The organism is Xanthomonas sp., from assembly GCF_017163755.1.
Lineage (GTDB): Bacteria > Pseudomonadota > Gammaproteobacteria > Xanthomonadales > Xanthomonadaceae > Xanthomonas_A.
The window spans coordinates 171,826-194,584 of sequence record NZ_JAFIWC010000003.1; the positions used below are offsets into that span (position 1 = coordinate 171,826).

11 protein-coding genes and 1 riboswitch are annotated in these 22,759 nt (G+C 71.3%); of the genes, 9 read left to right on the forward strand and 2 right to left on the reverse strand.

Annotated elements, in window-relative coordinates:
• Window positions 1–274: 274 nt before the first annotated feature.
• The 5 genes from JR065_RS03520 (at window position 275) to JR065_RS03540 (ending at window position 13,909) form a co-directional block, all read left to right on the forward strand.
• Window positions 275–9,022, forward strand: coding sequence for a GH36-type glycosyl hydrolase domain-containing protein (locus tag JR065_RS03520; RefSeq protein WP_206232157.1), 8,748 nt, complete (start codon window positions 275–277; stop codon window positions 9,020–9,022).
• The gene (locus JR065_RS03525) at window positions 9,019–9,231 is read left to right on the forward strand and encodes a hypothetical protein (protein WP_241093347.1); all 213 of its coding nucleotides are present in this window, start codon (window positions 9,019–9,021) and stop codon (window positions 9,229–9,231) included. Before JR065_RS03520 ends, JR065_RS03525 begins: the two co-directional genes overlap by 4 nt.
• 99 nt (window positions 9,232–9,330) lie before the next feature.
• Entirely contained in the window at window positions 9,331–10,494 is a 1,164-nt protein-coding gene (locus JR065_RS03530) for a zinc-dependent alcohol dehydrogenase (RefSeq protein ID WP_206232159.1), read from the forward strand.
• 1,142 nt (window positions 10,495–11,636) lie between these two features.
• The gene (locus JR065_RS03535; RefSeq protein ID WP_206232161.1) at window positions 11,637–13,115 is read left to right on the forward strand and encodes a diguanylate cyclase; all 1,479 of its coding nucleotides are present in this window, start codon (window positions 11,637–11,639) and stop codon (window positions 13,113–13,115) included.
• Between the two features lie 68 nt (window positions 13,116–13,183).
• The gene (locus JR065_RS03540; protein ID WP_241093348.1) at window positions 13,184–13,909 is read left to right on the forward strand and encodes a hypothetical protein; all 726 of its coding nucleotides are present in this window, start codon (window positions 13,184–13,186) and stop codon (window positions 13,907–13,909) included.
• Between the two features lie 411 nt (window positions 13,910–14,320).
• Here JR065_RS03540 and gcvP read toward each other — a convergent pair whose 3' ends face one another.
• Window positions 14,321–17,182, reverse strand: coding sequence for an aminomethyl-transferring glycine dehydrogenase (gcvP, locus tag JR065_RS03545; RefSeq protein ID WP_206232163.1), 2,862 nt, complete (start codon window positions 17,180–17,182; stop codon window positions 14,321–14,323).
• A gap of 101 nt (window positions 17,183–17,283) precedes the next feature.
• A riboswitch (glycine riboswitch) is annotated at window positions 17,284–17,386 on the reverse strand.
• Window positions 17,387–17,534: 148 nt separating this feature from the next.
• On the opposite strand from gcvP, the gene JR065_RS03550 reads away from it, so the two are divergent.
• From JR065_RS03550 to JR065_RS03565, 4 genes are all read left to right on the forward strand, one after another.
• Window positions 17,535–17,960, forward strand: coding sequence for a VOC family protein (locus JR065_RS03550; protein WP_206232165.1), 426 nt, complete (start codon window positions 17,535–17,537; stop codon window positions 17,958–17,960).
• A gap of 153 nt (window positions 17,961–18,113) precedes the next feature.
• Window positions 18,114–19,364: a multidrug effflux MFS transporter gene (locus JR065_RS03555; RefSeq protein WP_206232167.1), complete on the forward strand. Its 1,251-nt coding sequence runs from the start codon at window positions 18,114–18,116 to the stop codon at window positions 19,362–19,364.
• 53 nt (window positions 19,365–19,417) lie between these two features.
• Window positions 19,418–19,840 (forward strand): hypothetical protein, encoded by a 423-nt coding sequence (locus JR065_RS03560; RefSeq protein WP_206232169.1) that lies wholly within the window; start codon window positions 19,418–19,420, stop codon window positions 19,838–19,840.
• 3 nt (window positions 19,841–19,843) lie between these two features.
• Window positions 19,844–20,374, forward strand: a complete 531-nt coding sequence (locus tag JR065_RS03565) for a GNAT family N-acetyltransferase (protein ID WP_206232170.1) — start codon at window positions 19,844–19,846, stop codon at window positions 20,372–20,374.
• 292 nt (window positions 20,375–20,666) lie between these two features.
• Here JR065_RS03565 and JR065_RS03570 read toward each other — a convergent pair whose 3' ends face one another.
• Entirely contained in the window at window positions 20,667–22,670 is a 2,004-nt protein-coding gene (locus JR065_RS03570) for a M2 family metallopeptidase (RefSeq protein ID WP_206232173.1), read from the reverse strand.
• Window positions 22,671–22,759 lie beyond the last annotated feature (89 nt).

Sequence of the window (22,759 nt, forward strand, 5' to 3'; positions counted from 1 at the left end):
GCTTCGGCCAGCGTTTCTCGCATCGGGTTTGCGCAATTCCGCCGTCACGGCGACTGCGCGAGCGGCCTGGCGCCACTGCGCCATGCGCATGCTGAACGGGCAGGCTTTTGCCGGCGCCGGCCGCAGCGTCAACCGCAGGGCGGGTGCGTGCCGGTCGCGCGCCGACACCCGGCCCGTCGCGGGGCTCGAACCGGCTGCCGTGTTCACGCTTAGCGGCGCCGCCGGCTGCTATGCCTGACGCCCTGCGGGCTCTGTGGCCTGCCCTGGATTCCCGATGACTTCCCACTGGCGCGCGCTGCGCCGACGGCTGCTTCCTTATCGGCGCAGCCTGCTCGGCCTGCGCACGAGCTTGCTGCGCCACCGCCGCCAACGGCTGCATGCCGAAGAACCGCTGCGTGCGCAGCTGCTCAATGCCGAACAGATGGCGCTGCACGGCCAGGCGCTGGCGCGCGTGCACCGCGTGCGCAGCGGACGCAGTCCGGAAGCGTTGCTGGCGCGGCTGAAGCAGAACGAGGACATGCTGCGCGACGCGCTGGCGATGCTGGCGGGCATGGTCCGCGACGACGTGCGCATCACCCCGGCCGGGGAGTGGCTGCTGGACAACTTCTACCTGGTCGAAGAGCAGATCCATACCGCGCGCCGCCATTTGCCCACCGGCTACAGCCGGCAGCTGCCGGCGCTGGCGCAGGGGCCGTCGATCGGGCTGCCGCGCGTGTATGCGCTGTCGATGGACGCCATCGCCCACGGCGACGGCCGCATCGACGCCGACACCACCAGCCGCTTCGTCGCCGCCTACCAGACGGTGACGCCGCTCAAGCTCGGCGAGCTGTGGGCGATCCCGATCATGCTGCGCCTGGGCCTGCTGGAGAACCTGCGGCGGGTCGCGGCGCGGGTGATGCGCGACGGCATCGACCATCGCCTGGCCAGCGACTGGGCCGACCGGCTCAACACCACCGCCGCGCAGGATCCCAAGAGCGTGGTGCTGGTGGTGGCGGACATGGCGCGCTCGCAGCCGCCGCTGTCCGGCGCCTTCGTCGCCGAACTGGTGCGCGGGCTGCACGGCCGCGGCGGCGTGCTGGCGATGCCGGTGACCTGGGTCGAGCAGTGGCTGGCCGACAGCGGCCACCGCGTCGATGAACTGGTGCACGCCGAAAGCCAGCAGCAGGCCGCCGACCAGGTGTCGATCAGCAACAGCATCGCCAGCCTGCGCTTCCTGGCCACGATGGACTGGCGCGACTTCGTCGAAGAGCTGAGCGTGGTCGAACGGCACCTGCGCCAGGACCCGCACGGCACCTACGCGCAGATGGATTTCCATACCCGCGACAGCTACCGGCACAGCGTCGAACTGCTGGCGCGGCGCAGCGGCGCGGCGGAGTCGGCGGTGGCCGAGTGCGCGGTGCGGCTGGCGCAGGCCGCGGCCGGCGACGATGGCCGCCACGTCGGCTACTACCTGGTCGACGACGGCCTGCCCGAGTTGCAGGCGGCGATCGCCACGCTGCCGCAGGCGCGGCGCAAGCCGCGGGTGGCGGTGCGCACGCTGCCGCTGGCGGCGTACCTGGCGCCGATCGCGGCGATCGCCGCGATCGGCAGCGGGATGCTGCTGCGCCAGCTGCAGGGCCTGCCGCAGGCCGCGCCGTGGTGGCTGTGGGCGAGCACCGCGCTGCTCGGCGCAGTGGTGTTCAGCGAGCTCGGCATCGCCCTGGTCAACTGGGCGGCGACGATGCTGGTGCCGCCGCGCACGCTGCCGCGGATGGACTTCAGCAAGGGCCTGCCGGCGGCCTCGCGCACGCTGGTGGTGGTGCCGAGCATGCTCAGCGATACCGCCACCGTGGACGAACTGGTGGAGTCGCTGGAGGTGCGCTTTCTGGCCAACCGCGACCCGCAGCTGCATTTCGCGCTGCTGACCGATTTCCTGGACGCCGCGCAGGCGACGCTGCCCACCGATGCGGCGCTGCTGGACCATGCCGCGCACCACATCGTGCGCCTCAACCAGCGCTATGCGCCGGAGAGCGGCGACCGTTTCTTCCTGCTGCACCGCCCGCGGCTGTGGAATGCCGGCGAGCGCGCGTGGATCGGCTACGAGCGCAAGCGCGGCAAGCTGGCGGCGCTGAACCGGCTGCTGCGCGGCGGCGCGGTCGAGGCCGATTTCAGCGAGGTGATCGGCGCGGTCCAGGCGCTGGCGCAGGTGCGCTACGTGATCACCCTGGACGCGGACACGCGGCTGCCGCGCGACGCGGCGCGCGAGTTCGTCGCCACGCTGGCGCATCCGCTCAACGCCGCGCGCATCGACCCGCGGCAGGGCCGCGTCACCCGCGGCTACGGCATCCTGCAGCCGAGCGTCGGCAGCAGCATGAGCGGGCACCGCGTCACCCGCTATGCGCGCCTGTTCGGCAGCGAGCCGGGCATCGATCCGTACACGCGCACGGTGTCGGACGTCTACCAGGACCTGTTCGGCGAAGGCTCCTTCGTCGGCAAGGGCATCTACGACGTGGACGCCTTCGAGCACACGCTCGCGGGCCGTTTCCCCGACAACCGCATCCTCAGCCACGACCTGCTGGAAGGCTGCTACGCGCGCGCCGGGCTGGTCAGCGACGTGCGCCTGTTCGAGGATTACCCCTCGCGCTACGCGGTGGACGTCAAGCGCCGCACGCGCTGGATCCGCGGCGACTGGCAGCTGCTGCCGTGGCTGTTGCCGTGGGTGCCGGGGCCGCAGGGCGGCTACCGGCGCAACACCCTGTCGGTGCTATCGCGCGGCAAGCTGCTGGACAACCTGCGCCGCAGCCTGGTGCCGATCGCCGGCACCGCGCTGCTGGTGCTGGGCTGGGCCTGGCTGCCGCGGCCGGCGGCATGGACCGCGTGGCTGCTGGGCCTGTTCGTGCTGCCGGTGCTGGTGCCGGCCCTGCACAACCTAGTCGCCAAGCCGCTGGACATGGGCTGGCGCCTGCACCTGAGCGCATTGGGCAGGGCGCTCGGGGCGCAGCTGCAGCGCGCGGCGGTTTCGCTGGCATGCCTGCCGTACGAGGCCGGCTACAGCGCGCTGGCGATCGCGCGCACGCTGTGGCGCATGGCGCTCAGCCGGCGCAGGCTGCTGCAATGGCACGCGTCCAGCGAGGTCGAGCGTGCGCTCGGCCGCGGCGGCGCCGCCGAACTGGGGCACATGGCGCCGGCCGCGCTGTTCGCGGTGGCCACGCTGGCGCTGCTGGCGTGGCGGCAGCCCTCGGCCTTGTGGGTGGCCGCGCCGGTGCTGGCGCTGTGGCTGGCCTCGCCGGCGCTGATGGCATGGATGGGGCATGCCGGCGCGCCGCGCCGCTCGCAGCTGTCGCTGCCGCAGCGCGCGTTCCTGGGGCGGCTGGCGCGGCGCACCTGGGCGTTCTTCGAAGTGCACCTGCGCGAGGAGGATCACTGGCTGCCGCCGGACAACGTGCAGGAGCATCCGCAGCTGGTGGTGGCGCGGCGTACCTCGCCGACCAACATCGGCCTGGCGCTGCTCGGCAACCTGGCCGCCTACGACCTGGGCTACCTGCAGGTGGAGGGCGTGATCGAGCGCACCCGGCGCACCCTGGCGACGATGGAGACGCTGCCGCGGCACCGCGGCCACTTCTACAACTGGTACGACACCGAGACCCTGCAGCCGCTGCCGCCGGCCTATCTGTCGACGGTGGACAGCGGCAACCTCGCCGGACACCTGCTGACCCTGCGCCAGGGGCTGCTGGCGCTGTGCGACGCGCCGGTCCTGTCGCCGGCCACGTTCGACGGCCTGGCCGATACCTTGGGCGTGCTGCGCGAAGACTGCGGCGCGCCGGCGCGTGAACACACCGCGCTGGACGCGATGCTGGACAGCTTCGCCGCCGACCTGGAGGCGCTGCGCGCGCAGCCGGCGACGCTGGCGCAGGCGTGGTCGGCGCTGAGCGCGCTGGCCGCGCAGGCGACGACGATCGCCGGCCTGTGGCCGCCGTCCTCGCCCACGCTGGAAACCCCGGCGCAGGGCCCGGCGCCGTACCGCCCGCACCTGCTGCTCGACGCGTGCACCGCGGCGCTGGACGAACTGCGCAGCTTCGCGCCGTGGATCGCCAGTCGCGCCGGCGCCGCCGCGGCGGACCCCGACGCCGACGCCGGGCGCGTGCCGACACTGCGCGAACTGGCCGCCGGCAACCCCGACGCCGACGCGGCCACGCGCGCGCGGGCGCGGATCCACCAGCTCGAGCGGCTGGCGCATGTCGCCGGGCAGCTGTCGCTGATGGAATACGGCTTCCTCTACGACCCGGCCCGGCGGCTGCTGGCGATCGGCTACAACGTCGACGAGCGGCGCCTGGACCAGGGCTATTACGACCTGCTGGCGTCGGAGGCGCGGCTGTGCAGCTTCGTCGCCATCGCCCAGGGCCAGCTGCCGCAGGAGAGCTGGTTCGCGCTGGGGCGGCTGCTCACCGAGGTCGACGGCGAGGCCACGCTGCTGTCGTGGAGCGGCTCGATGTTCGAGTACCTGATGCCGCAGCTGGTGATGCCCAGCTATGCCGACACGCTGCTCGACCAGACCATGCTGCACGCGGTCAACGCGCAGATCGCGCACGGCGCGCGGCACGGGGTGCCGTGGGGCGTGTCCGAGTCCGGCTACAACGCGGTCGATGCGCGGATGAACTACCAGTACCGCGCGTTCGGCGTGCCCGGCCTGGGCCTCAAGCGCGGCCTGGACCAGGACCTGGTGATCGCCCCGTACGCCAGCATGATGGCGCTGATGGTGGCGCCGGAAGCGGCCTGTGCCAACCTGCAACGGCTGACCGACGAAGGGTTCGGCGGGCGTTTCGGCCTGCACGAGGCCATCGACTACACCGCCGGGCGCGTGCCGCCGGGCCAGGACCACGCGCTGATCCGCTCGTTCATGGCCCACCACCAGGGCATGGGCCTGCTGGCGCTGGACCATCTGCTGCGCGACCAGCCGATGCAGAAGCGCTTCGCCGCCGACGCCGAATTCCAGGCCACGCTGCTGCTGCTGCAGGAGCGCATCCCGCGCGCCGGCGTGTTCCATCCGCACGAGGCCGAGGGCGCGGCGCTGCGCAGCAGCCAGGCCGAGCGCGAAGGCGAAACCCAGCTGCGGGTGTTCCGCGAACCGGGCGCGCCGCGGCCGGCGGTGCAACTGCTGTCCAACGGCCGCTACCACGGCCTGCTGACCAGCGCCGGCGGCGGCTACAGCCGGCTGCGCGACATGGCGATCACCCGCTGGCGCGAGGACGGCACCCGCGACAACTGGGGCAGCTTCTGCTATCTGCGCGACGTGGACAGCGGCGACTACTGGTCGGCGGCGTACCAGCCCACCGCGGTGGCGGTGGACCACTACGAAGCGATCTTCTCCGACGCCAAGGCCGAGTTCCGCGGCCGCAAGCGCGGCTACGACACGCACATGGAAGTGGCGATCTCGGCCGAGGACGACATCGAACTGCGCCGGCTGCGGATCAGCAACCGTTCGCGGCATTCGCGCACCATCGAGATCACCACCTATGCCGAAGTGGTGCTGGCGCCGGCGATCTCCGACGAGCTGCACCCGGCCTTCAGCAACCTGTTCGTGCAGACCGAGATCGAGCGCGACAAGCAGGCGTTGCTGTGCACGCGGCGGCCGCGCGCGCACGACGAAGTGCCGCCGTGGATGTTCCACCTGGTCGCGGTGCACGACGCCGACATCGGCGCGATCTCCTACGAGACCGACCGCGCGCGCTTCCTGGGCCGCGGCAACAGCGCGCGCACCCCGCGCGCGTTGACCGGCGCCGCGGCGCTGTCGGACACCGCCGGCTCGGTGCTCGACCCGGTGGTCGCGATCCGTTGCCGCATCGTGCTGGCGCCGGAACAGACCGCGATGATCGACATGGTCTACGGCGTCGGCGGCGACCGCGCCGCGTGCGCGGCGCTGATCGACAAGTACCGCGACCGGCGCCTGGCCGACCGCGTGTTCGACCTGGCCTGGACCCACAGCCAGGTGGTGCGCCGGCAGATCAACGCCTCGCAGGCCGATGCGCAGCTGTACGAGCGCCTGGCCGGGCTGATGGTGTACGTGCATCCGTCGCTGCGCGCCGACAGCGAGCTGCAGCTGCGCAACCGTCGCGGCCAGTCCGGCCTGTGGGGGCATGCGATCTCCGGCGACCTGCCGATCGCGCTGCTGCAGATCGGCGACGCCGACAACATCGAGCTGGTGCGGCAGATGGTGCAGGCGCACGCGTACTGGCGGCTCAAGGGCCTGCATGCGGACCTGGTGATCTGGAACGAAAGCCAGAGCGGCTACCGGCAGCAGCTGCAGGAGCAGATCCTGGGCATGATCTCGGCCGATCCGGACGCCAGCATGCTCGAACGCCCGGGCGGCATCTTCGTGCGTCCGGTGCAGAACATCTCGCAGGAGGACCGGATCCTGCTGCAGGTGGTCGCGCGGGTGATCGTCAGCGACCAGCGCGGCACCCTGTCCGCGCAGATCGGCCGGCACCTGCCGCCGGCGCGCGGCATGCCCGAGCTGGTGCCGCTGCCGGCCGACGCGCTGGCCGAGGACGCGTCGGCGAGCGGACCGGCGCCGGTCGCCGACGGCGATGGCGACGAGGACAGCGCGCCGTGGCCGTTCGAGGCCGCGCACGCGCAAACGCTGTTCGACAACGGCACCGGCGCGTTCGCCGCCGACGGGCGCGAATACCAGATCACGCTGCGCGAAGGCGCGCCGACGCCGGCGCCGTGGTCGAACGTGCTGGCCAACGCCCAGCTGGGCACGGTGCTCAGCGAAAGCGCCGCCGGCTACACCTGGTTCGAGAACGCGCACGAGTTCCGCCTGTCGCCGTGGCACAACGACCCGGTCGCCGACACCTGCGGCGAAGCGTTCTACCTGCGCGACGAGGACAGCGGCCGGGTCTGGTCGCCGCAGCCGCTGCCGTGCCGCGGCGAAGGCGAGTACCACACCCGCCACGGCTTCGGCTACAGCGTCTACGCGCACGTGCAGGACGGCATCGCCAGCGAACTGTGGGTGTACGTGGCGCTGCACGATGCGGTGAAGTACTCGGTGCTCAAGCTGCGCAACCTGTCCGGGCGCCCGCGGCGGCTGTCGGCCACCGGCTACGTGGAGTGGGTGCTGGGCGACCTGCGGATGAAATCGCAGATGCACGTGGTCACCGAGCAGGACGGCGCCGGCGGCGCGCTGCTGGCGCGTAATCCCTACAACACCGAGTTCGCCGGGCGCACCGCGTTCTTCGACGCCGACGCCAGCGTGCGCAGCTGCAGCGGCGACCGCACCGAGTTCCTCGGCCGCAATGGCGACATGGCCGATCCGCAGGCCTTGCGCCGCGAGCGCCTGTCCGGCCGGCTGGGCGCGGGGCTGGATCCGTGCGCGGCGATCCAGGTGCCGCTGGCGCTGGCCGCCGGCGCCTCGTGCCAGACCGTGTTCCGCCTCGGCGCCGGCCAGGACCACGACGCCGCCGTGGAACTGGCGCGGCGGGTGCGCGGACGCGACGCCGCGCACGACGCGCTGGACGCGGTGCGCACGCATTGGCGCCAGCTGCTCGGCGGACTGCAGGTGAACACGCCCGATCCCAGCGTGGACCTGCTGGTCAACGGCTGGCTGCCGTACCAGACCCTGGCCTGCCGTTACCTGGCGCGCAGCGGCTACTACCAGTCCGGCGGCGCGTTCGGCTTCCGCGACCAGTTGCAGGACCTGATGGCGCTGGTGCACGCCACCCCGGCGCTGGCGCGCGAGCACCTGCTGCTCAGCGCCGCGCACCAGTTCCCGCAAGGCGACGTGCTGCACTGGTGGCATCCGCCGCAGGACCGCGGCGTGCGCACGCGCTGCTCCGACGACTACCTGTGGCTGCCGCTGGCGGCGTGCCGCTACCTGCAGGTCACCGGCGACCACGGCGTGCTCGACGAGGGCGTGCGCTACATCGAGGGCCGCAGCGTCGGCAGCGACGAGGAGTCGTACTACGACCTGCCGGTCATCTCGCATGAACGCGCGCCGTTCTACGCGCACTGCGTGCAGGCGCTGCGCCGCGGCATGGCGCTGCTCGGCGAACGCGGCCTGCCGCTGATCGGCACCGGCGACTGGAACGATGGCATGAACCGGGTGGGCGAGGGCGGCAAGGGCGAGAGCGTGTGGCTGGGCTTCTTCCTGTACCACGTGCTGCAGCAGTTCGCCGCGGTCGCGCGCGGCCGCGACGACGCCGCGTTCGCCGACGAATGCGACGCCGCGGCGCGGACCCTGCGCGGCAACCTCGATGCGCATGCCTGGGACGGCGACTGGTACCGGCGCGCCTGGTTCGACGACGGCACCGCGCTGGGCTCGGCGCACAGCGACGAGTGCCGCATCGACTCGATCTCGCAGAGCTGGTCGGTGCTGTCCGGCGCCGCCGCGCCGGCGCGCGCGCGCCAGGCGATGGCGTCGCTGGACCGGCACCTGGTCAAGCGCGAGGCCGGCCTGATCCAGCTGCTGGACCCGCCGTTCGACCGCACCGACAAGGACCCGGGCTATATCCGCGGCTACGTGCCCGGCGTGCGCGAGAACGGCGGCCAGTACACCCACGCGGCGGTGTGGGCGGCGATGGCCTTCGCCCAGCTCGGCGACGGCGAGCGCGCGTGGGAACTGGCACGCATGATCAATCCGATCCGGCACAGCCTGGATGCGGCGGCCAGCGAACGCTACAAGGTCGAGCCCTACGTGCTGGCCGCCGACGTGTACGGCGTGGCCCCGCACGTCGGGCGCGGCGGCTGGACCTGGTACACCGGCTCGGCCGGCTGGATGTACCGGCTGCTGGTCGAATCGCTGCTCGGCCTGCACCGCGAGGGCGACACCCTGCAGTTGCGGCCGTGCCTGCCCGCCGACTGGGACGGCTGCCAGCTGCAGTACCGCTACTACGAGAGCGTCTATCACATCGAGGTGAGCCAGGTCGACGCCGCCATGCCGGCCCAGCTGAGCGTCGACGGACAGGCGCAGGACGGGGCGAGCGTCGCCCTGGTCGACGACGGCGGCGTGCACCGCGTGCACTGGCGGCAGCCGCGCCCGCGCGCATGAACACGCGCCCGCAGACCCAGGCCGAACTGAACCACCTGGCGGCGATGCTGCCGGAGTGGATCGCGCATCTGCGCGATCCGGCCGAGTTCTGGCCGCAGTTCGACGCGCTGGCGCGGGAACTGCTGCAGCGCGCCGACCCGGCCGATGCGGCCTATGCGCGCGCTGCGCTGGCGAGGATGCGCGCCAATGCGCCGGTGTCGCCGCGATGAGCGCCGGCATGCGCCGCGACGCTGGGTTCACGGCATGGTCACCCCGGATGCACAGCCGCTGACCCCACACTGCGGCTCACGTCGCAAGAGGCCTCCCCCATGCAAGCGCTCACCTATCACGGCACCCGCGATGTCCGTGTGGAAACCGTGCCCGATCCGGTACTGGTCGACGCCGACGACATCGTGCTGCGCGTCACCGCCACCGCGATCTGCGGCTCGGACCTGCATCTGTACCGCGGCAAGATCCCCGACCTGCACGACGGCGACATCCTCGGCCACGAGTTCATGGGCGTGGTCGAAGAGATCGGCACGGGCGTGCAGCGGCTGAAGAAAGGCGACCGGGTGGTGATCCCGTTCGTGATCGCCTGCGGCGAATGCTTCCACTGCCGGCTGTCCGAATACGCCGCCTGCGAAACCACCAACACCGGCAAGGGCGCGGCGCTGAACCAGAAGGGCATCCGCCCGCCGGCCGCGCTGTTCGGCTACAGCCATCTGTACGGCGGCATCGCCGGCGGCCAGGCCGAATACGTGCGCGTGCCCAAGGCCAACGTCGGCCCGCTGGTGATCCCCGACGTGCTGCACGACGAGCAGGTGCTGTTCCTGTCCGACATCCTGCCCACCGGCTACCAGGCCGCGCTCAACGCCGGCATCGGCCAGGGGGCCACCGTGGCGATCTTCGGCGCCGGCCCGGTCGGGCTGATGACCGCGGCGTGCTGCCGCATGCTCGGCGCCGAACGCATCTTCATGGTCGACCGCTATCCGTACCGGCTGGACTTCGCGCAGCGCGCCTACGGCGTGATCCCGCTCAACTTCGAGGAGATCGACGATCCGGCCGACATCATCGTCGGCCAGACCGACGGCCGCGGCGTGGACGCCAGCATCGACGCGGTCGGCTTCGAGGCCAAGGGCAGCACGGTGGAGACAGTGATGGCCACGCTGAAGCTGGAAGGCAGCAGCGGCACCGCGCTGCGCCAGTGCATCGCCGCCACCCGCCGCGGCGGCACGGTCAGCGTGCCGGGCGTGTACGCCGGCTTCATCCACGGCTTCCTGTTCGGCGACGCGTTCGACAAGGGGCTGACCTTCAAGATGGGGCAGACCCATGTGCAGCGCTTCATGCCGGAACTGCTCGAGCACATCGGCGAAGGCCGGCTCAAGCCCAGCGAGATCATCTCCCATCGCCTGAGCCTGGCCCAGGCCGCCGAAGGCTACGACATCTTCGACAAGAAGGAGCAGGACTGCCGCAAGGTGATCCTGACGCCTTGACCGCGGCAGCCGCTGCCGGACAGGGCGCAGCGGCTGGCGTCGCCGCGCGATCCGGCAACGGCGGCCGCGCAGGTCGATCCCTGCAGACGTTGCCTGGCATGCGCGGGCCATGGGCCGTGCGCGGTCACGGCAACGGATTGCCTATCCCGGGTGCCTGGCGGCATGTTCCGCGGCAAGCTTGGGTGTCGGCAATGCGTTTCCGTCCCGCAGGGTGATGGCGGTCGCGTTGCTGGTCAGTTCTATTTTCCTGGCAGCGGACGCCATCGTCGCGCCGGCGGCATGCGCGCCACGCATGTCTCGGCAGGAACCATGCGTGGCGCGCCGCCCGCATACGCCGGGCCGGCGCGAGCCGCCGATGACGCCGCTGCCGCCTGCACCAAGCAGCGCCAGGCCGACCGCGCAGGCCCAAGCCGCTTGCTGCGGCGCAGCGCCCGTTTTGCGCGGCGACAGCCTGCCGGCCGGGTGCCGACAGGCCGCCGAAGCGGCGCCGAGTGGCCGTCCGCGGGCGGGGCCACCGGCGGCGGCAGGGCCTGATTTGCCGCGCAACGCAAAGCGCCGCGGCGGCGGCCATCGCCCGGGATAAGTTTTTCGCCGAAGCCGCTGCGCGGCCGCCATGGCCTGCGCCATCCGCTCGCGGCTGTCAATATGCGCGTGATTATTTGCATATGTTTCAATCAGTTAGCTACTTGCGCACAGGACGGCCGCGAACGCGCGTTTGTCCACAAGGGGTGTGGATGACTTCTGCATAAGGCTGTGGATAAACCTGGCGCCGGCCCGGGCCGCAACCGTGTCAAGAGCGATGGCGAAAAATTCGCCACGCTTTTTTAACGCTCGCCCGCGGACGGGTGCAAGGTGCCGTCGCCGCTGCCGAATAGCGGGCGGGGACGCCGGCACGGACGCCGCGCCGGGCCGCATCCACGTCCGCGTCGCGTCCGCGCGCGCGGCGCCGCCAAAGGCACATCGTCCTGCAACCGGCGGATCGCACGCACTGGCTACACTGCGCGGCTCAAGGAAGCCGGCGCGGCGCCGATAGGTTCGCTAGGCGGCGCTGGAAAGGCCGGACCGCGCCCATGGCGGCGGACGACGACGGTATCCCAGTGTCCGCACGTCCGGACCGCCATGCGTCCCCGGAGAGATCGAACGTGCTGTTGCCGACCCTCGCTATTGGCCTGCTGCTGGCGCACCTGCTGGTCGCGTACCTCGGTGGCGGCGCCGCCACGCCGGCGGCGCAGTGGCTCGGGCTGGCGGTGCAGGGCGTGGCGGTACTGGCGGTGCTGCGGCAGCGCGGCCGCGCGGCGGCGGTGGACCGCGTGCTGTGGCGGCTGCTCGCCTATGCGGCCGGCATGCAGATGCTGTGGACCGCGTGCAACCTGCTGGCGCCGCAGTGGCCCGAGCATGCCGTGGCGCTGCTGCAGGCCGGGGTCACGCTGTCCGGGCTGTCGATGATTCCCGCGCTGTACCTGATCGCGCGCTCGTTCAACCGCCAGCAGCCGCGTGCGATCCTGGTGCTCGACGCGACGCTGTCGCTGGTCGCCGCGGGCCTGCTGTACCTGTTGATCCAGCTCGCGCTGGCCGGCGGCAACGGCGTGTCGGGGCCGAACATCACCCTGATCATCCACCATGCCGACGCGATCGGCCTGCTGCTGGCGTCGATGGCCACGCTGCGCCTGTTCGGCGCCGGCGGCAGCGGCCGGCGCCGCTTCTATCTCAGCGCCTGCGCCTACCTGTGGATCAACGGCGCGGTGGCGGCGCTGTACAACCGGATCGAGATGAGCGGGCTGCCGTGGTGGGGCGGGGTGCTGATCGACCTGCCGGGCGTGGCGCTGGCCCTGGTCGCGGCGCTGCCCAACGGCCGCTGGCTGCGCCATGGGCGGCCGTCGTTGCGCGGCGCGGAACTGATCGCCGCGTTCGCGCCGATCGTGTTCTCGCTGGCGGTGCTGCTGCTGGCGATCAGCGTGTCGCGGGTGAGCTTCGTCTGGGGCATGATCGCCGCGACGCTGGCGGTGATCGTGTACGGGGTGCACGTGGCCTTCATCCACAGCCAGCATCTGGAGATCCAGCGGCTGAGCCGGCTGGGCACGCGCCGCCTGCAGCAGCAGGTGGCGCGCGACCCGCTGACCGGCATCGCCAACCGGATCGGGCTGGACGCGCGGCTGCGCGGCCTGCGCGGCGGCCAGGACTGCTCGCTGCTGATGATCGATATCGACTACTTCAAGCAGTTCAACGACAGCCAGGGCCACGTGGTCGGCGACGCCTGCCTGGTCGAGGTCGCCACCGCGCTGGCCGCGGCGTTGCCGGCGCCGGAGGCCACCGTGGCCCGCTACGGCGGCGAGGAGTTCGCGGTGGTGCTGCCGAACACGCCGGTGCAGGCTGCGCGCGATACCGCGCAGCAGTTGCTGCTGGCGATCGAGCGGCGCGGCATCGCCCATCCGGCCAGTCCGCTGGGCGTGGTGACGGTCAGCATCGGCATCGCCACGCGCCCGGCCAGCGCGGCCGCGGCGATCGCGCTGTTGCGGCAAGCCGACGCGGCGCTGTACCGGGCCAAGCACGGCGGCCGCAACCGCTGCGCGCACGCGCAGGATGCGGCGGCGGACGCGCAGAGCGTCGCCACGCCAGGCTGAGGCCGCGAGGCGCGGCGAGGCCGCCATCGTGCCAACATGGCGGTTGTCTTCCTGCACGTTCGATCGCGATGGCGCACAAACTCCTATGGCCGTGGTTGCCGCTGTTGCTGGGCGCGGCCGGCGCCGCGCAGGCTCTGGAACCGCCCCCGGTGCGCTACCCCGCGCTGCCGGCAAACGGCGGCGATGCCGGCGCCTTCGTGCCGCCGGGCTGGACGCTCGAATCCCGGCAACGCGGCGATCTGGACGGCGACGGCCGCGACGACCTGCTGCTGGTGCTGAAGATGGCCGATCCGGCCAACGTGGTGGACAACGGCGGCTTCGGCCCGGACCGCTTCGACACCAACCCGCGCATGCTGGCGGTGGCCTTCGCCGATGGCGCCGGCTACCGGCTGGCGCTGAGCGACCACGCGCTGATCCCGCGCGCCGAGTTCCCGAACATGGAGGACTATCTCGACGGCGGGCAACCGCGCATCGCGCGCGGCGGGTTCTCGGTGAACCTGCACCAGTTCTCCAGCGCCGGCAGCTGGAGCGCATCCGAAACCACGTTCCTGTTCCGCCACCAGCAGGGCTGTTTCCGGCTGATCGGCTACGACGTGCACCACCTGCATCGGGGCAGCGGCGAGGTCCGCGAGCTCAGCGTGAACTACCTGACCGGCAAGGCCAAGCTGAGCGAAGGCAGCATCGAAGACAGCGCGCTGCGTACGCGCTGGCGCCGGCTGCCCAAGCCGCCGCTGCGCTGCCTGGAGCAGGTCGGCGATGGGCTGGCCTTCGATCCTGGCGTGGAGCGCGACTGAGCGCAGTGCCCGCGAACGCGCGTAAAGCAAAGCACGTGCGCGGCAACGGAGAGAAGTAGCGAGCGTCGGCATCGGCATGGGAGCGCTCGAGCGGTGCGGCGAGAACGATGGCGTGACCCGCCCTGGGCCAGGCCCACCTCGGTTGTGCGTTCCAGCGCAGCAGTTGACGGTCAGCGGGCCATGAGAGCGCCTCTGGCGGCTTGGCCCATCGTCGCGATGCGCGCTACTGATTAAGCCCGTCGCGACGAATGGCCCACCCGGCGCGTCGCTCCCGCAGGCGGCCTCGTCTGGACAGGAAATGGGCAGCGCAGCCGCGATGCATGCCGAGGCCGGCGAGCGCGGTGCCTGTCGCGGAAACACCAGCCCCGGCATGCGGGGCTGGCGTGGCGATACGCGGCAGGGCCCGGCGGGTTACGCCACCACGTCGTCCTTGTACGCGTCGACCGGGATGCAGGCGCACATCACGTTCTTGTCGCCGTAGACGTTGTCCACGCGCGCGACCGGCGGCCAGTACTTCTGCAGCTTCAGCGTCGGCAGCGGGAACGCGGCCAGCTCGCGCGGGTAGGCATGCGTCCATTCGCCGGCGGTGACCTGGGCGGCGGTGTGCGGGGCGTGCTTGAGCGGGTTGTCGTCGCGGTCCAGGCGGCCGTCCTCGATCGCGCGGATCTCTTCGCGGATCTGGATCATCGCGTCGATGAAGCGGTCCAGTTCGTGCTGCGATTCGCTCTCGGTCGGCTCCACCATCAGCGTGCCGGCGACCGGGAAGCTCAGCGTCGGCGCGTGGAAGCCGAAGTCGATCAGGCGCTTGGCCACGTCCTCGGCGCCGATGCCGGTGGCCTTCTCCAGCGGGCGCACGTCCAGGATGCACTCGTGCGCCACCAGGCCGTTGCGGCCGGTGTACAGCGTCCTGTAGTGCGGGGCCAGGCGCTTGGCGATGTAGTTGGCGTTGAGCAGCGCGACCTGGGTCGCCTTGCGCAGCCCGGCGCTGCCCATCAGGGTGATGTACATCCAGCTGATCGGCAGGATCGAGGCGCTGCCGAAGCTGGCCGCGCTGACCATGCCGACATCGCCTTCGCCGCCCAGCGTCTTCGGCAGGTAAGGGGCAAGGTGCGACTTGACCGCGCACGGGCCTACGCCCGGGCCGCCGCCGCCGTGCGGGATGCAGAAGGTCTTGTGCAGGTTCAGGTGCGACACGTCCGAGCCCCACTTGCCGGGCTTGGCCACGCCGACCAGGGCGTTCATGTTGGCGCCGTCGGTGTAGACCTGGCCGCCGTGCGCGTGCACCGCCTCGCAGATCGCCACCACGTCTTCCTCGAACACGCCGTGCGTGGACGGGTAGGTGATCATCAGCGCGGCCAGGCGGTCGGAATGCTTCTCGGCCTTGGCGCGGATGTCGTCGACGTCGACGTTGCCGTTGGCGTCGCACTTGGTGACCACCACGGTCATGCCGCACATCTGCGCCGAGGCCGGGTTGGTGCCGTGCGCCGATTCGGGGATCAGGCAGATGTCGCGATGCGCCTCGCCGCGCGAGCGGTGGTAGGCGCGGATCGCCAGCAGCCCGGCGTACTCGCCCTGTGCGCCGGAATTGGGCTGCAGGCTCACCGCGTCGTAGCCGGTGCATTCGACCAGCATCGCTTCCAGCTCCTCGATCAGCCGCTTGTAGCCGGCCGCCTGCTCGGCCGGGGCCAGCGGGTGGATCGCGCCGAATTCCGGCCAGGTCACCGGGATCATCTCGGCGGTGGCGTTGAGCTTCATCGTGCAGCTGCCCAGCGGGATCATGGTGCGATCCATCGCCAGGTCCTTGTCGGCCAGCGCGCGCATGTAGCGCAGCAGTTCGTGCTCGCTGTGGTGGGTGTTGAACACCGGGTGCTGCAGGAACGCGCTGCCGCGCAGCAGGTTTTCCGGCAGCGCATCGGCGGTGGCGGCGTCCAGCGCGTCGATGTCGGCGTGGGCGCCGAACAGCTGCGCCAGCGCGACTACGTCGGCGCGTGTGCTGGTCTCGTCCAGGCTGATGCCCACCGCTTCGCTGTCGATCGCGCGCAGGTTGATGCCGGCCGCGCGCGCCCTGGCGTGGATCGCGTCGGCATCCACGCCCTTGACGTGCAGGGTGTCGAAGAAGCGCTCGCCGACGCTGACGCCGGCGCCGCCCAATGCCGCGGCCAGGATCGCGGCCAGGCGATGGGTGCGCCGCGCGATGCGGGTCAGGCCGTCGGGGCCGTGGTAGACCGCGTACATCGACGCCATCACCGCCAGCAGCACCTGTGCGGTGCAGATGTTGGACGTGGCCTTCTCGCGGCGGATGTGCTGCTCGCGGGTCTGCAGGGTGAGGCGGTAGGCGGGGTTGCCGGCGGCGTCGATCGACACGCCGATCAGGCGGCCCGGCATCGAGCGCTTGTAGGCGTCGCGGCAGGCCATGAACGCCGCATGCGGGCCGCCGAAGCCGAACGGCACGCCGAAGCGCTGCGAGTTGCCGACCACGATGTCCGCGCCCCATTCGCCGGGCGCGGCGATCAGGGTCAGCGCCAGCAGGTCGGTGGCCACCGCCACCAGGCCGCCGCGCGCATGCACGGCCTCGGCCAGCGCGGCGTGGTCGCCGATGTGGCCGAAGCTGTCCGGATACTGCAGCAGCACGCCGAAGCACTCGGCCTGCAGCGCCTCTTCCGGCGTGCCCACGCGCAGCACGATGCCCAGCGGCTCGGCGCGGGTGCGCAGCAGCTCCAGGGTCTGCGGATGCACCGCGTCGTGCACGAAGAACGTGTCCGACTTGGCCTTGGCCGAGCGCTTGGCCAGGGTCATCGCCTCGGCCGCGGCGGTGGCCTCGTCCAGCAGCGAGGCGTTGGCGATCTCCATGCCGGTCAGGTCCGCGCACATGGTCTGGAAGTTGATCAGCGCTTCCATGCGGCCCTGCGAGATCTCCGCCTGGTACGGCGTGTAGGCGGTGTACCAGGCCGGGTTCTCGAGGATGTTGCGCAGGATCACCTTCGGCGTGTGGGTGCCGTAGTAGCCCTGGCCGATGAAGCTGCGCAGCACCTGGTTCTGCTCGGCGATGGCGCGGATCTTGGCCAGCGCCTCTTCTTCGGTGATCGCCTCGGGCAGCGCCAGTGGCAGTGGCGACTTGATCTTGCCCGGGACGATCGCGTCGGTCATCGCCTCCAGCGAGTCGTGGCCGACGACGCGCAGCATGTGCGCGATTTCGGCGTCGTTCGGGCCGATGTGGCGCTCGACGAAGGCGCAGTGGTGTTCGAGGTCGCGAAGAGAGGGGGTCTTAGACATGGCGGTCGTCCGGCAGAGGAGGGCACGAAGGGCGGGGGACGCGCGGACGCCGCCGTCGGCCGCTGCTGCGGACACGACCGACGGGAAGCCGCGGGTCTTCCCAGTGCCCCTCTGTCCTTTTGCCTGAGAGTTTGGAAGCGGCGACGGATCGCGCTTCGTGCCCCTTCGGCGCCGGGTTGGACCGGTCTCTCCAGAGTCTTGGTGCGGGTGGTATCGGGCCTGAGCGATTACGGGCGTTTGCGCCTTCGGCAGCGGGTCGCCCCGCTTCTCCCACCATGCTGCGCGGCGATTATAGCTTGGAGCGGGCGCGCGGCGGGGCACACTGCGGCCGGGCCGAGCCAGGAGCAGGAGCATGAACGAAGCAGTCCCGTTCGCGTTGCGCGGTATCGATCATCTGGTGTTGCGGGTGCGCGATCCCGACGCCATGCAGGCGTTCTACTGCGACGTGCTGGGCTGCCGGGTGGAGCGGCGCCAGGATGAATTGGGGCTGGTGCAGCTGCGCGCGGGCGCCTCGCTGATCGACCTGGTCACGGTCGACGGCAAGCTCGGCCGGGCCGGCGGCGCCGCGCCGGGCGCGCAAGGGCGCAACCTGGACCACCTGTGCCTGCGCATCGAGCCGTTCTCGCGGCAGGCGCTGAGCGACCACCTGCGCGCGCACGGGGTGCGCGTCGGCGACTACGGCGGGCGCTACGGCGCCGAAGGCGAGGGGCCGTCGCTGTACCTGAGCGACCCGGAAGGCAACGGCATCGAGCTGAAAGGGCCGCCCGGCCCGGCGTGAGCGGCCGCGCCGCGCGGCGGAGCGCTTAACCTGGCGGCCGCCAGGGCTTATCATGGAGGCCTTCCCGTCTCCCGCCACCCCGTCCGCTGACGGGGCGCACGCGGTCGCGTCGTCGGTCCTTCCGGGCCGCGAGGCGCTTTCCAGGATCCCTCCATGACGCTCCCGAGTATCTCGACTCGCCGCCTGGCTTTGCTGCTGGCCGGACTGGCGATGTTCGGCCCGTTCTCGATCGACACCATCTTCCCGGCGTTCCCGCAGCTGGCGCAGCGCCTGCACGCCGATCCGGTGGCGATCCAGCAGACCGTCAGCGTGTACCTGCTGGCCTACGCGCTGATGGGGCTGGCGCACGGGCCGATGTCCGACGCCTGGGGCCGCAAGCGGGTCATCGTCGGCGGGCTGCTGGTGTTCATCGCCGCCTCGGCCGGCTGCGCGCTGTCGCGCGACCTGAACACGCTGCTGGCGTTCCGCGCGCTGCAGGGGTTCTCCGCCGGCGTAGGCATGATCGTCGGCCGCGCGGTGATCCGCGACCTGTTCCACGGCCACGACGCGCAGCGGCTGATGAGCCAGGTATCGATGATCTTCGGCATCGCCCCGGCGATCGCGCCGATCATCGGCGGCTGGATCCTGGCCACCGGCGCCGGCTGGCCGATGATCTTCTGGTTCCTGGTCGGCTTTTCGCTGCTGCTGCTGGTCGCCACGCTGCGCTGGATGCCGGAGACGCATCCGCCCGAAGCGCGCACGCCGCTGGCGCCGCGCACGCTGTTTCGCGACTATTTCTCCATCGCGTTCAATCCGCGCTTCCAGCGCCTGGCCGCGGCCGGCGCGTTCAACTTCGGCGGCGTGTTCCTGTACATCGCCTCGGCGCCGGCGTTCATCATCGACCTGCTGCACCTGACCGAGCGCGACTTCGCCTGGCTGTTCATCCCCACCATCGGCGGCATGACCCTGGGCTCGTTCCTGTCCGGGCGCATGGCCGGGCGCATCGGGCCGATGCGGCAGGTGCGCATCGGCTTCATCTGCTGCGGCGTGTCGATGGTCGGCAACATCGCCTACACCGCGATCGCGCCGCAGATAGCGCTGCCGTGGGCGGTGCTGCCGATCTTCGTGGCCGGCGTGGGCATGGCGCTGATCTTCCCGATCCTGGCGCTGGCGGTGCTGGACATGTACCCGCGCCAGCGCGGGCTGGCCTCGTCGCTGCAGGCCTTCACCCAGCTGATGGTCAACGCGGTGGTGGCCGGGGTGCTGTCGCCGCTGCTCAGCGGCCGGCCGATGCATCTGGCGCTGGGCTCGGGCGGGTTCTTCCTGCTCGGCTGGGCGTTCTGGCGCTGGGAGCGGCGCAGCGGCAGGCGCCTGCCGCGGCAGGAGGCGCAGGTGCCGCGGCTGGAACCGTCCGATCCGGTATGAGCGCCGCGCGCGCGGTTCGGCTATCGTCGTCGCGTGACCGTTGAGGAGACCGCATGTCCACCCAATCCAAGCAGCGCCGCGACGCGCGCAAGAAGCTGGCCGAGCGCCTGCGCCATCGCGCCACCGCGGCCAGCGCGTCGGCCCCGGCGTCGCCGATCGAGCCGCATGCCGAACTGCGCGACCAGCAACGCACCCTGCTGGCCGGCATCGTCCGCCGCGACGGCGAATGGGTGCTGGGCCTGGACGGGCGCATCGCCGGGCAGAGCGAGAGCGCGGCGCAGGTGCTGTCGCTGATCATGCAGGCGGCGGAACTGCACGAGCGCGCCGGCACGCCGGTGCGGCTGGTGTATTCGGACGCGCTGAAGGACGCCGCCCAGGCCGACGCGATCGCCCAGGGCATGAGTTTCGACGAGTTCAAGGCGCGGCAGGCGCAGGTCATGCAGCGCGGCGACGGCGCGGCGGCCGCGGCGAGCTGAGCCATGGGCCAGAGCGCGACGCAGGCCGCCGAGGCCGCCGTATCGCTGGCCCGCGTACGCCGGCGCGATGGCGCCGACCTGATCCAGGCGCACCGCGCCAGCGTGGCGCTGCACCATCCGTGGACGCATCCGTTCACCGACGTGGCCGGCTTCAACCGTTGGTACGCGCAGACCCTGGACGGCAGCAACGTCGCGCTGCTGGCGCGCGCACGCGACAGCGGCGCGGCGGCCGGGCTGTTCACCTTCAGCCAGGTGGTCGGCGGCTGTTTCCAGAGCGCCTACCTGGGCTACCACGCGATGGCCGGCTGCGAAGGCCGCGGACTGATGACTCACGCGCTGCGCCTGGCAGTGGCGTACGCGTTCGCCGAACTGGGCTTGCATCGGGTGGAGGCCAACATCCAGCCGGACAACGCGCGTTCGCTGGCGCTGGTGCAGCGCGCCGGTTTCCGCCGCGAAGGCTATTCGCCGCGCTACCTGCGCATCGGCGGGATCTGGCGCGACCACGAGCGCTGGGCGCGGCTGGCCGACGACTGAGCGCGCGGCGCGGCCAGGGCCTGTTAACGCGATCGGGGTAGGCCACTTGTCGTGCCGGCGTCCAGGTGGTCATGCGTGGCCGCGGCAGGCCTGTCCAAGCCATGCGCGGCCGGCGGTGGACGCCGCAACACGGCACCCGCAGGGCCGTGCTAGGGCGCGCGCGGTGCGGCGTCATCACTCGGTCGCCTATTGCATAAGCTCCCTCGCTCTCCCGTGCCCGCACGCGCCCTAGCGCGGCGTTGCCATCCCAATCGCGTTGACAGCAGGCCGCGCCGCTGCGCGCGCCTGCTACCTACTGCGGCTTGGGCGCCGGCGTGGCCGGGGCCTGCGGCGCCATCGCAGATAGCGGCTTGGGCGCTTCCCAGCCGCACATCTGGCCCTGGTTCTGCTGCTTGAGCCATTCCTGCATCGGCGCGAAGTACTCCAGCAGCGGGCCGGCATCGAGCTTGTCGTTGCCGGTCAGCTCCTTCAGCGTGGCCTGCCACGGCTGGCTGGCGCCGCGCTGCAGCATCGACCAGAACTTCTGCCCGGCTTCCTTGTTGCCGTAGAACGTGCACTCGTACAGCGGGCCCTTGTAGCCGGACGCGTCGCACAGGCCCTTGTAGAACTGGAACTGCAGCACGTGCGACAGGAAATAGCGCGTATACGGCGTGTTGCCCGGCACGTGGTACTTGGCGCCCGGGTCGAAGTAGGTCTCGTCGCGCGGGCTCGGCGGGGCCACGCCCTGGTACTGCGCCTTCAGTTCCCACCACGCCTGGTTGTAGCGCTCCGGCGGGATGGAGCCGTCGAACACGCCCCAGCGCCAGCGGTCGATCATCAGCCCGAACGGCAGGAACGACACCTTGGTCAGCGCCATGCGCATCTGCGCGTTGACCAGCGCCTCGCGGCTGAGCTGCGGCTCGCCGACCATGCCGATCGAATGCAGGTACTGCGGCGTCATCGCCAGCACCATGGTGTCGCCGATCGCCTCGTGGAAACCGTCGTTGGCGCCGCCCTGGAACAACGGAGGCAGCGGGTTGTAGGCCAGGTCGTAGTAGATGTGCCCGAGCTCGTGGTAGATGGTGGTGAAGTCTTCCTCGTTGGGCTTGATGCACATCTTGGTGCGCACGTCGCCGGCCATGTCCATGTCCCAGGCGCTGGCATGGCAGACCACGTTGCGCTCCAGCGGCTTGATGAACTGGCTGCGGCTCCAGTAGCTGTCCGGCAGCTTGGGCATCGCCAGTGAGGTGTAGAAATCCTGCGCGCGTTCGGTCATCTGCTTGGCGCTCTGCAGCTGCGCCTCGCGCTGGGCCATGAAGCGCGCTTCCGGCGAGGCGTCGCCGCCGCGCCGCGCCAGCGCCGCGCTGAGGTTGCTCTGGTACTGCTTTTCCAGGGTGTCGGTGATGTCCAGGCTGCCGGCGCCGGGGTAGGGCTGCAGCAGGTCCCACAGGTTGCTCCAGTCCTGCTGCCACATGTTGCCGAGCAGGTGCGCCGGCAGCAGGCCGCCGGCGACCTCGCCCTTGTCCTTGCCGTACTCGGCGTGGAGCTTGCCGCGGGTGTAGCAGTGCAGCTGCTCGTACAGCGGCTTGACCTGGGTCCACAGCCGGTCGCTCTCGGCGGCGATCTGCGCCGGCGGCATGTCGTAGCCGCTGCGCCACATCGCGCCGGTGTCGGCATAGCCCATCTCGCGCGCGCCTTCGTTGACCAGTTCGACGAAGCGCTGGTAGTCCTTGCGCATCGGCTGCGCGGTGCCGTGCCAGCCCTGCCAGGCGTCGAGCTGCTGGTCGTAGTCGCGGCTGCTGCGCAGCACGTCCTCCAGTTCGCCCAGCTGCCGGCAACGGCGCGCATCGCCCTCGCCGGTGCAGTAGCTGGCTTCGCCGTAGCTGCCTTCCATCTTCGCGGCGATGGCGGCCAGCTCGGCCAGCTTGGCCGGATCGCGCGGCGCCGGCATCGCGGTCATCAGCTTGAGCAGCTGCAGTGCGCGCGCGCTGTCGGCGGACATCGGCTTGCCCTCGTAGCGCTTGGCCTGCTCGATCCACTGGTTGAGCTTGCCCAGCGCGCGCTCGTTGGCCTTGGCCGCGACCAGCTGCGAATCGCCATTGATGTAGGTCGACGACAGCCACTGCGCCGAGGTGATCTCGGGAAAGGCGGCCTTGTACTCGGCGTTGATGCGGGCGACGAACTGGTCGGCAGTCTCGCCGGCGTCGGCCTGGGCCGGCGCCGGAGCGTCGTCGGTGGCGGTTTCCTTGCGGCACGCGGACAGCGTCAGCACGCACGCGCCGATGGACAGCGCGAGCAGCAGAGGGCGGTGGTTCACGGGGAGATCCTTGGGTGGTGGCTCCCGCGAAGGCTAGTGGCCGCACCCATCCGCCGCAAGGGCCGCCGGCCACCGCCGGCCGCGGCAGC

Bases quoted from the DNA above. Each gene is read 5' to 3' on its own strand.
- JR065_RS03520 (WP_206232157.1), top strand. From the start codon at position 275: ATGACTTCCCACTGGCGCGCGCTGCGCCGACGGCTGCTTCCTTATCGG.
- JR065_RS03550 (WP_206232165.1), top strand. From the start codon at position 17,535: ATGAACGAAGCAGTCCCGTTCGCGTTGCGCGGTATCGATCATCTGGTG.
- JR065_RS03555 (WP_206232167.1), top strand. From the start codon at position 18,114: ATGACGCTCCCGAGTATCTCGACTCGCCGCCTGGCTTTGCTGCTGGCC.
- JR065_RS03560 (WP_206232169.1), top strand. From the start codon at position 19,418: ATGTCCACCCAATCCAAGCAGCGCCGCGACGCGCGCAAGAAGCTGGCC.
- JR065_RS03530 (WP_206232159.1), top strand. From the start codon at position 9,331: ATGCAAGCGCTCACCTATCACGGCACCCGCGATGTCCGTGTGGAAACC.
- gcvP (WP_206232163.1), bottom strand. From the start codon at position 17,182: ATGTCTAAGACCCCCTCTCTTCGCGACCTCGAACACCACTGCGCCTTC.
- JR065_RS03540 (WP_241093348.1), top strand. From the start codon at position 13,184: ATGGCGCACAAACTCCTATGGCCGTGGTTGCCGCTGTTGCTGGGCGCG.
- JR065_RS03565 (WP_206232170.1), top strand. From the start codon at position 19,844: ATGGGCCAGAGCGCGACGCAGGCCGCCGAGGCCGCCGTATCGCTGGCC.
- JR065_RS03525 (WP_241093347.1), top strand. From the start codon at position 9,019: ATGAACACGCGCCCGCAGACCCAGGCCGAACTGAACCACCTGGCGGCG.